At 65.2% G+C, this 11733-nt stretch carries 11 protein-coding genes; 7 read left to right on the forward strand and 4 right to left on the reverse strand.

Annotated elements, in window-relative coordinates; genetic code table 11:
• Nucleotides 1–67 precede the first annotated feature (67 nt).
• Both R4P57_RS02525 and R4P57_RS02530 read left to right on the forward strand, forming a co-directional pair.
• Nucleotides 68–1534, forward strand: a complete 1467-nt coding sequence (locus tag R4P57_RS02525) for a DHA2 family efflux MFS transporter permease subunit (protein WP_317801330.1) — start codon at nt 68–70, stop codon at nt 1532–1534.
• Nucleotides 1535–1593: 59 nt separating this feature from the next.
• Nucleotides 1594–2388, forward strand: coding sequence for an AAA family ATPase (locus R4P57_RS02530; RefSeq protein ID WP_317801331.1), 795 nt, complete (start codon nt 1594–1596; stop codon nt 2386–2388).
• Nucleotides 2389–2409: 21 nt separating this feature from the next.
• Here R4P57_RS02530 and R4P57_RS02535 read toward each other — a convergent pair whose 3' ends face one another.
• Together R4P57_RS02535 and R4P57_RS02540 are read right to left on the reverse strand one after the other, a co-directional pair.
• Nucleotides 2410–3663, reverse strand: coding sequence for a hypothetical protein (locus R4P57_RS02535; RefSeq protein WP_317801332.1), 1254 nt, complete (start codon nt 3661–3663; stop codon nt 2410–2412).
• Nucleotides 3664–3672: 9 nt separating this feature from the next.
• Entirely contained in the window at nt 3673–5352 is a 1680-nt protein-coding gene (locus tag R4P57_RS02540) for a DEAD/DEAH box helicase (RefSeq protein WP_317801672.1), read from the reverse strand.
• A 284-nt stretch (nt 5353–5636) separates the two neighbouring features.
• Between R4P57_RS02540 and R4P57_RS02545 the strand changes: the two genes are divergently transcribed.
• Nucleotides 5637–6368 carry a ferritin-like fold-containing protein gene (locus R4P57_RS02545; protein ID WP_317801333.1) on the forward strand — a complete coding sequence of 244 codons (732 nt, stop codon included), beginning with the start codon at nt 5637–5639 and terminating at the stop codon, nt 6366–6368.
• A 129-nt stretch (nt 6369–6497) separates the two neighbouring features.
• Nucleotides 6498–6725 carry a DUF3107 domain-containing protein gene (locus tag R4P57_RS02550; RefSeq protein ID WP_317801334.1) on the forward strand — a complete coding sequence of 76 codons (228 nt, stop codon included), beginning with the start codon at nt 6498–6500 and terminating at the stop codon, nt 6723–6725.
• Nucleotides 6726–6797: 72 nt separating this feature from the next.
• Here R4P57_RS02550 and R4P57_RS02555 read toward each other — a convergent pair whose 3' ends face one another.
• Nucleotides 6798–7451: a TetR/AcrR family transcriptional regulator gene (locus R4P57_RS02555; RefSeq protein WP_121872522.1), complete on the reverse strand. Its 654-nt coding sequence runs from the start codon at nt 7449–7451 to the stop codon at nt 6798–6800.
• Nucleotides 7452–7751: 300 nt separating this feature from the next.
• Here R4P57_RS02555 and R4P57_RS02560 point away from each other — a divergent pair, with 300 nt between their 5' ends.
• The 3 genes from R4P57_RS02560 (at nt 7752) to R4P57_RS02570 (ending at nt 11006) form a co-directional block, all read left to right on the forward strand.
• Nucleotides 7752–8831 (forward strand): DUF3152 domain-containing protein, encoded by a 1080-nt coding sequence (locus R4P57_RS02560; RefSeq protein WP_411742270.1) that lies wholly within the window; start codon nt 7752–7754, stop codon nt 8829–8831.
• A gap of 93 nt (nt 8832–8924) precedes the next feature.
• A complete protein-coding gene (gene moeZ / locus R4P57_RS02565; RefSeq protein WP_317801335.1) occupies nt 8925–10091 on the forward strand; it encodes an adenylyltransferase/sulfurtransferase MoeZ in 1167 nt (388 codons plus the stop codon).
• A 60-nt stretch (nt 10092–10151) separates the two neighbouring features.
• Complete coding sequence (locus R4P57_RS02570; RefSeq protein WP_037190242.1) at nt 10152–11006, forward strand: TIGR02569 family protein; 855 nt, start codon at nt 10152–10154, stop codon at nt 11004–11006.
• Here R4P57_RS02570 and R4P57_RS02575 read toward each other — a convergent pair.
• Entirely contained in the window at nt 10996–11706 is a 711-nt protein-coding gene (locus tag R4P57_RS02575) for a FadR/GntR family transcriptional regulator (protein ID WP_317801336.1), read from the reverse strand. The two genes, R4P57_RS02570 and R4P57_RS02575, sit on opposite strands and share 11 nt — an antisense overlap.
• Between the last annotated feature and the right edge of the window lie 27 nt (nt 11707–11733).

The raw sequence follows: 11733 nt of genomic DNA on the forward strand, positions 1-11733 counted from the left end.
TCGCTCCGTTGGGCGACGCAGCTCTGCCCGTCGCGCCTCACAGCTCCTTATCATCGTCTGGAGAACCATGACCGACCTGCAGAAGCCCGCGTCGCCCGATGCTCCGGAGAAGCTCGACGGCGCGTTGTTGAAGATCGCCGGGGTCGTCGTGCTCGGGGCCATCATGTCGATTCTCGACGTCACCGTCGTCAGCGTCGCGCTCCGTACGTTTACGGATGTCTTCGACACCACCTACGCCAACGCCGCGTGGACGATGACGGGCTACACGCTCGCCCTCGCCACCGTCATACCCCTGACCGGGTGGGCTGCCGATCGGTTCGGAACCAAGCGCCTCTACATCACCGCGCTTGTACTGTTCGTCCTCGGTTCGGTGCTGTGCAGCTTCGCCTGGGACATCACGTCGCTCATCGTGTTCCGAGTGCTGCAGGGACTCGGCGGCGGCATGCTGATGCCCCTGGGCATGACGATCATGACGCGCGCCGCCGGCCCCGAGCGCATCGGGCGCGTGATGGCCGTGCTGGGTGTACCGATGCTCATCGGGCCCATCGCAGGGCCCATCCTCGGCGGCTGGCTGATCGAGGCGGCGAGCTGGCACTGGATCTTCCTCATCAACCTTCCGATCGGCATCCTCGCCCTGATCGCGGCCGTGGTGATCTTCCCCAAGGACAACCCGACTCCGTCCGAGTCCTTCGATTTTCGCGGCATGCTGATGCTCTCGCCGGGCCTCGCTCTGTTCCTCTACGGCGCTTCCTCTGTCGTCGAAACCGAAACCGTTCTCGCGGTGAAGGTGCTGGTCCCGGTCATCGTGGGGCTCGTGTTGATCGTGCTGTTCGTTTTTCATGCCCTGCGTGTCCAGCATCCGCTGATCGATCTCCGGCTGTTCGGGAACAGATCGCTCACCGTGGCCGTGATCACCACGACGCTCTTCATGGTCGCCTTCATGGGCGCGGGTCTGCTGTTCCCGAGCTATTTCCTGCTTCGCGGCGAAACGACATTGACTGCCGGGCTGCTGCTCGCACCACAGGGCATCGGCGCGATGATCGCGATGCCGATCGCCGGAGTGATCGCCGACAAGTTCGGTCCCGGCAGGATCGTGCTGGTGGGAATGGTGCTCATCACCGCAGGGATGGCGGTCTTCACGCAGGTCGGCACCGACACGTCCTACACCCTGCTCATCGGCGCATTGTTCGTCATGGGGCTCGGCCTCGGTTCGACGATGATGCCCATCATGACGGCCGCCCTGCAGACGCTGACCGACGACACAGTTGCACGCGGCTCGACCTTGATGAACATCGTTCAGCAAGCGGCCGGTTCGATGGGTACCGCGCTGATGTCGGTGGTGCTGACCGCGCAGCAGAAGCCCGCATCGACTGCGACCAGCCAGGTCGAGGCCTTCGATATCTCGGCCAGGGCGTTCGGCACCACGTTCATGGTTGCGTTGGTCCTGATCGTCGTCACCTTCGTTCCCGCCTTCTTCCTGCCCCGGACGAAGCACGTGACCGAGCGGTCCGCGGCACCGATCGCGCTGCACTGACGCGCCCGACAGATGCCGAACCCTCGCTCATCGGCTCGATGTAGGCAAGGATCAAGGCCGTGACGACAATTCTCGCGGTAGCGAATCAGAAGGGCGGCGTCGCCAAGACCACCACGGTGGCTTCGCTAGCGGCCGCGCTGCATGCTCTCGATCGACGAGTCCTGGTGGTCGACCTCGACCCGCAGGGCTGTCTGACGTTCTCGCTCGGACACAACCCGGACAAGCTCGATTCCTCGGTCCACGAAGTGCTGACCGGGGATGCGAAGGTCGAGGACGTACTGATCGAGACTGCGGAAGGAATCGTGCTGCTCCCTGCGACGATCGATCTCGCAGGCGCGGAAGCGTTGCTGCTGATGCGTGCGGGTCGCGAATTCGCACTCAAGCGGGCGCTCGCACCGATTCTCGATGATTTCGATGTCGTCGTCATCGATTGTCCGCCGTCGCTGGGAGTGCTGACCCTCAACGGCCTCACCGCCGCACAGTCGGTGTTGGTACCCCTGCAGTGCGAGACCCTCGCGCATCGCGGGGTCGGGCAGTTGTTACGGACGGTGTCCGAGGTACAACAGATCACCAACCCCGACCTGACGCTGCTCGGGGCCCTTCCCACCCTGTTCGACGCCCGCACCACGCACAGCAGGGACGTGCTCGGCGATGTCTCGGACCGCTATTCGTTACCGGTTCTTGCGCCGCCGATTCCGCGGACCGTGCGCTTCGCCGAGGCCAGTGCATCCGGCGCGACGGTACTCTCGGGCCGAAAGAACAAGGGCGCGCAGGCATATCGAGAACTCGCCGAAAATCTGCTGGCGTACTGGGACGGCGGAGCCGATCTGAAGACCTACGATCCGGCGGAGTAGAACGAAGCCCGTGCGATCGAGTCAGCCGAGAGCGACCACGTCGGAACCGCGTTGCTCGACGACCACATCGCCGATCACCGACATCTGTATCGGGCCGTCGTAATCGCCTCGATCGACCGGAATGTCGGCCGTCGAGACACCGGTGGAGAGATCGACCACCGAGATGCCGTCGGGCACGGGTACGAGGAGTCGGCCTGCCATGACCGCTCCACTTCCGAGGGCTCCGGGGACGGTCCACAGGGGACTGAGGTTGTTGGAATCGAACGTTTGGACTCCCGCGCCGGTGAACCAGGTGAGCACCGAACCTGCCTTCGTCGCAGGATAATTCGGGGAGTCCAGGGTAGGGGAGGAGTCGGCCGGGAGAGTGAATTCGGATATCCGCGCGGCCGCGTCGTCATAGAGTCCCACCCGGTCGGGTGCGCCGTTTTCAGCTGGGATGTACAGCGCGACAACGCCACCCGTGATCGCGATGATCCGTCCGGCAGTCGGTGCGTCGGATTCGGGAACGAGTTCCGGTACCACCGTCGACCCGTACTCCTCGGGTTCACTCGCGTCCTTGGGTGCAGGATTGATCAGCGACAATCGGGCCGCGGCCTCTCCCGGGCACTGTTCGAGCACAGCCGTACGTGAGTTCGTCGATGCCGAGGACAGCAGCGTGCACCCGGTTCTCGGCTGACTACCCGGATTGACCGGGGCATCCACTCGACCGTATTCGAGGGTGCGCACCAGGTCCGACCGCCACAGCTCCATGCGGGTGTCACCCCTCGACGTCACGTAAGTGCCATCGGAGGACAGGCGGACCGCATCGTCGGCGTCCGACGTGCGCTGCGCCTTGCGTTCTCCGGTCGGCCCGTCGAGTTCGGTCACCTGAGAGCAGCCGCGGTCGTCGCGGTAGACCGCGACGGCGGTGTTCCACGACGCGACCACCGAGCAGAGCGGGAGATCGCGTGTGTACGACCAGGATTGCTCACCCGACCGTGGATCACGGCCGAGGACGGAGTCCCCGTCCGCAGTCACCACCGTGGATCCGGTGACGACAGGAAGCGGGGTTCGCGTCGAATCCGTCGCTGCGCTCGGTGCGCGCCACAATTCGGTGAGCGCAGTAGGCAACGCGGTCGCGGGTTCGGCCTGAGGCAGTGGCTCCTCGGCCGGGATCGATGCAGTTCCGCGAGCATCACCGGTGAACCAGGCGATGCTCGCGGCAACCACCACCACCACGGCGATGACAGCGGCGATGACGAGGTCGGTTCTCGTCCGACGTTCTGGAGCCAGCACGGCGGGAGATTACTCCGATGCGCTCGCAGTCGACGGTCCGGCATCGGCAGACGATCCACTGGGGCGACGACGCCTGCGGCGGCGCGGAGCAGTCTTGGTGACCGTGTCTGCGGACACCGCATCCGACGTATCCGATTGTTGGGCAACGGAATTCGCGGTAGGCGCGGAATCGGCCTGCGCAACGGAGGTTGCGGCGGCGTTGTCGCCGTCCTGTCCTGCGCGGGTGCGCCGACGACTGCGCGAGCGGCGCGGCTTGGTCGCCGACGACGCGTCGGCCGCAGGCGCTGCCGTGCGCGTCTCGCCGTCTTCGTCCGCCTTCTCCGGGGCGCGCGAGGGTGCCTTGCGTACGGTGCCGGTGGCGTCGGTGGCGATACCGAGGTCGGTGAACAGGTGCGGCGAACTCGAATAGGTCTCGACCGGATCCGGCATGCCGAGATCGAGCGCCTTGTCGATCAGCTGCCAACGGGGGATGTCGTCCCAGTCGACCAGAGTGACCGCGATGCCGGTGCGTCCTGCACGGCCGGTGCGGCCGATGCGGTGCACGTAGGTCTTCTCGTCCTCGGGGCACTGGTAGTTGATGACGTGGGTGACGTCGTCGATGTCGATACCGCGTGCTGCGACGTCGGTAGCCACCAGAACGTCGATCTTGCCCGTCCGGAACGATTTGAGGGCTTTCTCGCGCTGGACCTGGCCGAGGTCACCGTGCACGGCACCGACCGAATATCCGCGCTCGGCCAGTTCGTCGGCGACCTTCTGGGCGGTGCGCTTGGTGCGGGTGAACACCATCGTCGCGCCGCGGCCTTCGGCCTTGAGGACCTTGGCGACCATCTCGACCTTGTCGAGGGCGTGAGCCCGGTAGACGTGCTGGGCGGTGCGGTCGTGGACGGCCGAGGACTCCGCCTCTTCGGCGCGGATGTGCGTCGGCTGAGTGAGGAACGTCCGGGCCAGGGTGATGATGGGGCCGGGCATCGTTGCCGAGAACAGCATCGTCTGACGCTTGTCCGGAACCATGCCGAGGATGCGTTCGATGTCGGGGAGGAACCCGAGATCGAGCATCTCGTCGGCCTCGTCGAGAACCAAGACCCCGACCTTGCCGAGGATCAGGTGGTTCTGCTTGGCGAGGTCGAGCAGTCGGCCCGGGGTGCCGACGACGACGTCGACGCCGTTCTGCAACGCGCTGATCTGCGCCTCGTACGGACGGCCACCGTAGATGGAGAGCACCTTGACGGGGCCGTTCGCGCCGCTGAGGTACTTGGACGCGTTCTCGAGGTCGGAGCTGACCTGAACACACAGTTCACGGGTCGGCACGATCACCAGGGCGCGGGGGGTGCCGTCGAGCGGGGAGGTGCCGGAGTTGTCCGTGGCGAGTCGGTGCAGCAGGGGCACACCGAAGCCGAACGTCTTGCCCATTCCGGTGCGTGCCTGACCGATGAGGTCGTCGCCCGCGATGGCGAGCGGCAGCGTCAACTCCTGGATGGCGAACGTGCGCTCGATTCCCATCTCGGAGAGCGCGCGAACGATGGTGGGGTCCACGTTCAGCTCGGCGAAAGTGGGAGGTACGTGTGTGTCGTCCAGCTGCGCCGACAGCGTGGTGTCTCCGGTGTCGGGCTCTTGGTCGATGACTATCTTGCTCAGGGGACTGGCCTTCCTCGTGGTCGAACGTGCGCACGAGGAAGGGCATAGGCCTATTGCCGGCCGAAGTCGATGCCCTCGATCCGATGTGATGTCGCCGTCAGCCTCAGCGCGGCCGCGGACTGCGATGTCCGCTGCGGCGAAGCTGTCGAGGCGACCCGAATCAGGTGCGCACACATTATCGATGACCGTCGCGTAATTCTTCGATCCGTTTCATCGGTCCGCGAGCGACGATCGAGCACCATGGTAGCTTGCCGAACGGAATTCTCCATTGTCGGCAGGTCACGGCAGGTCCGGCGCGCGCCGCGACGAGGCGTCCGGCACCGGACTACGATTGCCACATGGGAGCCCATTCGTCGGAGCCGTCGTCCGCAGTTTCACCCACCACTCTCGTCGAGTCGCCCGAGTCGGACCGAGTCGAGCCGGCGATCGCACACGATCACCCGGGTATTCCGGATCTGTTCGCGGTGCTCGCATACGGCGAGATCTCTGCGTTCTATCGCCTGGCGGACGACGCTCGGATGGCTCCGTCCATGGAGGGTCGCGTGGCACTCGCGAGCATGGCGGCCGCGGAGATGAGCCACTTCGAGACGTTGCAGAAAGCCTTGTCGGACCGCGGTCTCGACGTCTACGCCTCGATGGACCCGTTCGTTCGCGCTCTGGACGAGTACCACGAGTCGACGACTCCGTCGACGTGGTTGGAGTCGTTGGTCAAGGCGTACGTGGGTGACGGCATCGCGGCCGATTTCTACCGGCAGATCGCGCACAGTCTCGATCCCGACGTGGCCGAGATCGTTCGCGACGTGCTCGCCGAGACCGGGCACTCGGAGTTCGTGGTGCACGAGGTGTCCGACCGGGTTCGCGCGAGCTCGCAGGACAAAGCGCGACTGATGCTGTGGGGTCGTCGCCTGCTCGGTGAGGCCATCACCCAGGCGCAGTTCGTGCTCGCTCGCCGTGAGTCACTGACCGATCTCGTCATCACCGCGTCGGGAGATCTCAACGGAGTGGTCGCACTGTTCGATCGTATGCAGGAACAGCACGCGGAACGGATGTCCTCACTCGGCTTGGACTGACCGCTGTGGCCGGTGTTCGCTGACAGCACAGGGCAGTGTTCGCTGACAGCACAGGGCGTCGGGCGGCTGGCTCGACGCCGCTGCACTAGCCTGGCGTGAGCAGAGTTGTCGAGAGTTCGGAGGTTGACCGTGGAGGTCAAGATCGGTGTTTCGGAGAGTTCCCGTGAGCTCGTCGTGAACAGCACGCAGTCCCCGGCCGAGGTCGAAGCGCTCGTATCGACCGCCTTCGCCGGTAAGGACGGAGTGCTGTCGTTGGAGGACGAGAAGGGACGCAAGTTCTTGATTCAGGCTTCCAAGGTGTCGTACGTCGAGATCGGTCCGTCCGATTCTCGAAGGGTCGGATTCGCGACCGCCTGAGACTGCTCGGAAAGCAATACACGCCCCTCACTCGCATCGAGTGAGGGGCGTGTTGCGTTCGTGGATCCGTGTCTACGGTGCCTGAAGGGGAACGTGTGACAGACCGCCCCAGGCCAGCGACACCGTGGTGTCGACGGCGTCTTCCTTGGAAATCGGCCGGTCGGCTTCGAGCCAGTACCGAGCGGTGAACTGGCTGGCGCCCACCAGGCCGACAGCCAGTACGCGGGCCCGGTAGGGATCGAGTCCGGAGTCGTGGGCAACCAGGTCGAACACGGCGTCGACACACGCTTCGGTTGCCTGCTCGACGCGCGCATTGACCTGAGGGTCGCCCATCAGATCGGACTCGAAGACCAGGCGGAAGCCCTGTGTGTCGGTGTCGACGAAGTCGTAGAACGCCAGCACCGCGGCACGAACGCGCTGCCGATTGTCCGTGGTCGAGCGCAGGGCCTGGCGTACTCCTGCGATCAGGGTGTCGACGTAGCTCTGCAGCACCGCCAGATACAGCTCGAGTTTTCCGGGAAAGTGCTGGTACAGGACCGGCTTGCTGACGCCCGCGCATTCGGCGATCTCGTCCATTCCGGATGCGTGATATCCGCGGGTCACGAATATTTCGCTCGCAGCAGCGAGCAGTTGCGCCCGACGGGCATCGCGCGGCAACCGTGCGCTGCGGCGATTGCCGGTGGTGGCCGGCCGGTCGGAAGACCGACGGTCGTCGAGATCTGTCATAAATTCTGTTCCCATCCGCGTCGACAGCTGCGCTCGTCTTGGTTCGACAACGAACGGTCCGGAATGAACTTCCGGCGGGTGGCCGTCGGTTCGGACCGCACGTAGCGCAGATCACGGGCAACGATACGCGTGGATGCCTGCGCCCACGGGATCCTGGGGGACCGTTGCGGAAAGTGGGCATTACCGGATCACGTCGAGCGGTTTGTCAGTACGGTGTTTTCGTACCGAAAACCCGATAGTTCCCTTGCTGGTATCGGCGTGCCGAACAGCGGGCGGTGAGGATTGTGAGATCGTGATCGAGTGACTGACCGAGGCGGGCCGCGTATCCGCAGTGGTGTGCAGTCGGGCGGCGTCGACGAGAGTTACGACGATCGGTCGGACGATTTCCCACGCACCGTGGGAAGTCGCGGGTCGCATCAACCGCTCCGCGCGCAGTGGGACCCGACGCAACGCGAGGTCAAACAACGCAGTCGCCGACCGGATCGCGACATCAGGAAGCAGAGCAAGCTCGGAAAGTTCGCGTCCACGTACGGCTGGCGGGCGTACGCGGTCCCGATTCTGATCGTGGTGACCGCGCTCGTCGTGTTCGATGCCGTGCGTACCGGTGACCCTGTCACCGGCACTGCAGCGCAGTCCACCAACGCCGATCCCGGATTCGGCACCTTGAGTTCGGATACGACGTCGGGCACCGGCGTCATCGGCGTGCCGCCGCAGGCGGACGGTAACTTCGCGGCCTCGATCTCATCGGGTGAACTACCCGACGGTGGTCCGTTCGCGGTGCAGGGAGCCGGAACGTGGCACACCGTGCCGGGCACCACCGAGCAAGTGGGTCAGGGGACCGAGCGGGTGTTCACGTACACGGTCGAGGTCGAGGACGGCGTGGACACAGTCGGGTTCGGCGGCGACGAGTCGTTCGGCCGATTGGTGGATCAGACCCTCGCCAACCCCAAGAGTTGGACGAACGACCCACGGTTCGGATTCCGTCGAATAGATCAGGGCGATCCCGACTTCAGGATCTCGCTGACGTCGCAAATGTCGATCCGGCAGGCCTGTGGCTACGACATCCAGCTCGAGGTCTCCTGTTACAACCCCGGCATCGAGCGAGTGGTGCTGAACGAGCCGAGATGGGTGCGCGGAGCGATCTCGTTCCAGGGCGACATCGGCTCGTACCGCCAATACCAGATCAATCACGAGGTCGGCCACGCGATCGGTTACCAGCAGCATCAACCGTGCGAGACCGACGGCGGGCTCGCTCCGGTGATGATGCAGCAGACATTCGGGACGTCCAACGACGACATCGCGCGACTGGACCCTGCAGGCGTCGTTCCGATGGACGGCAAGACGTGCCGATTCAATCCGTGGCCCTACCCGCGCGGCTGATCGGCTGGGTTCAGGACAGGCTGGGGGATTAGATTCGAACGTGGCGCGCCGAGTACTCGGTCGCCGTGTCGAGTCGAGGAGCGTCGCTGCGTCGTGGTCCACCTACCCCCGCTGGTCGAACCCGCAGGCGAATTGACACCCGAGGACGTCGCCCGATACAGCCGGCACCTGATCATCCCCAGCGTGGGAACCGACGGTCAGAAGCGACTGCGTAACGCCCGCGTGCTCGTCGTCGGTGCCGGGGGACTCGGCTCACCCGCGCTCCTGTACCTCGCAGCCGCCGGTGTCGGGACTCTGGGCATCGTGGAATTCGACGATGTCGAACTGTCGAACCTGCAACGGCAGATCATCCACGGCCGGTCCGACGTGGGTCGTCCGAAGGCCGACAGCGCCAGGGACTCGATTCTCGAACTCAACGACGGCGTCGACGTGACGCTGCACCGTGTTCGACTCGACTCGTCGAACGCGCTCGAGCTCTTTCGCCAGTACGACCTCGTGCTCGACGGGACCGACAACTTCGCCACCCGATACCTCGTCAACGACGCAGCCGCCCTGCTCGGAATCCCGTACGTGTGGGGCTCGATCTACCGGTTCGAGGGGCAGGTGTCGGTGTTCTGGGATCAGGCCCCCGGCGACGCAGGCATCAACTATCGCGACCTGTACCCCGAGGCTCCGCCGCCGGGCATGGTGCCCTCGTGCGCCGAAGGTGGGGTGCTGGGGGTGCTGTGCGCGTCGATCGGGTCGGTCATGGTGACCGAGGCAATCAAGCTGATCACCGGAATCGGCGACACGTTGCTCGGTCGATTGATGATCTACGACGCGCTGGCGATGAGCTATCGAACCGTCGGTCTGACTCGGGACCCGCATCGAACGCCGATCACCGAGCTCATCGATTACGAGGCATTCTGCGGAGTGGTCCCGGCCGCCGAATCCACCGGCGAGTCGATCACTCCGGCGGAGCTGCACGCAATGATGCAGTCCGGTCGCGAGATTGCCCTCATCGACGTGCGTGAGCCGGTGGAGTGGGACATCGTCCGCATCGACGGTGCGCGTTCGATACCCAAGGATCGAATCCTGTCGGGGGCCGCGATGGCAGATCTACCGCAGCACATCCCCATCGTGCTCTACTGCAAAACCGGCATCAGGTCCGGGGAGGTGCTCACCGCCCTCGCCGGTGCCGGTTTCTCGGATGCCTCCCATCTGCACGGCGGAATAGTGGAGTGGGCCAAGCAGATCGATCCCGGTTTGCCCATGTACTGATGCGGTTCGTGTGTGCGCGTCGTCCGCAGTGGCACCGCGATCGGCGGTAGCGTGGCGCTCGTGAGCTCTGTCGAACCTCCTCAGCACGTGATCTCTACGTTCGGGCTGCGCGATGTCGAGCCTGCACCTCTCGGTGCGGACTGGGACGGTGGATGGCGTCTGGGTGACGTAGTCCTGTCTCCGGTGGCAGACCATGCCCGCGCCGCGTGGTCGGCCAAGGTACGCGAGACATTGACCGTCGACGGGGTTCGTCTCGCCCGACCCGTGCGTTCGACCGATGGCCGATACGTCGTGTCGGGCTGGCGCGCAGACACGTTCGTCGCGGGCGAACCGGAGCCCCGTCACGACGAGGTGATCTCGTTGTCGATGCGGTTGCACGCGGCGACCGCGCAACTCGAGCGTCCCCGATTTCTGGTGCAGCCCCCCGTGGCCCCGTGGGCCGACGTGGACGTGTTCGTTGCTGCCGACAGAGCTGCCTGGGAAGCGGTCCCGCTGCGCTCTGCTCGCGGTGCCGGCGCACCCGAGCCGTCGTCCAGCGATGGCAAGAGCAGTCTGGAATTGGTCAAACAGCTTGCGACACTACGCAAGCCCGTCGAGTCACCCGACCAGTTGGTGCACGGTGATCTGTTCGGAACGGTGTTGTTCTCCGGTAGCGATGCCCCCGGAATCAGCGACATCACCCCGTACTGGCGTCCCGCGCCCTGGGCTGCCGGGGTGGCCGTGGTGGACGCCCTGTCCTGGGGTGATGCCGACGACGGTCTGGTCGGCCGCTGGGACGATCTACCGGAATGGCCACAGATGTTGCTGCGCGCGTTGATATTTCGTCTCGCAGTGCACGCGCTTCACCCGCGTTCGACGTCGGAGGCCTTCCCCGGATTGGCGAGAACAGCAGATCTGGTGCGCCTCATTCTGTGAGTTCTACTGCGCGAGCTGGCAATTCCGCTGCGCGAGCAGGGGATTCGGAGAGTTCGTGGAACAGTGATCGAGCGGCATGCATCGCACGGGCGGCATCACCGTCGATGACCGCCGCCACGAGCGCGGTGTGTTCGTCGATGTAGTCGTCGTCGTGCTCGATGGCATGGTGACGCATGGCGTCGTGGATCACCGGCAGCAGCGAATCGTAGAACTCCAGATAGATGGCGTTGTGGCTGGCCGCGACGATGGCGCGGTGCAGGCGTGCGTCGATCCGAACGGCATCGGCCAGCGGAGTCTCGTCGGACCACGCCGCGTTGCGATCGGCCAGCGCGCCGAGCATGGCACGGATGTCGTCGCCGTCGCGTCGGTCGGCTGCAAGAGCCGCCGCAGTGACTTCCAGGGTCTCGCGTAGCTCGGTGACGTCGCGGTGCCGGGCGTCCGAGAAGTACTTTCCCAGGGTTCCGCCGAGGTCGGAGCACGTCATGACGAATGTGCCCGAACCCTGCCTGCGTTCGACCATGCCTGCGTGGACGAGCGCCTGCACTGCTTCGCGCACGGTGTTGCGCCCGGTGCCGGTCATCTCGCACAGTTCGGGTTCGGTGGGAATGCGGGTACCCACCGGCCATCGCTGCGACGTGATCTCCTCGCGCAGCGCAGCTGTTACCTGGGATATCAGGCTCGATCGCTGGACCTGCCGCACGTGGGCTCCTCATGCCGGGGACGTTGC

It is taken from the genome of Rhodococcus sp. IEGM 1330 (assembly GCF_033142445.1).
In the GTDB taxonomy this organism is placed as follows: Bacteria; Actinomycetota; Actinomycetes; order Mycobacteriales; family Mycobacteriaceae; genus Rhodococcoides.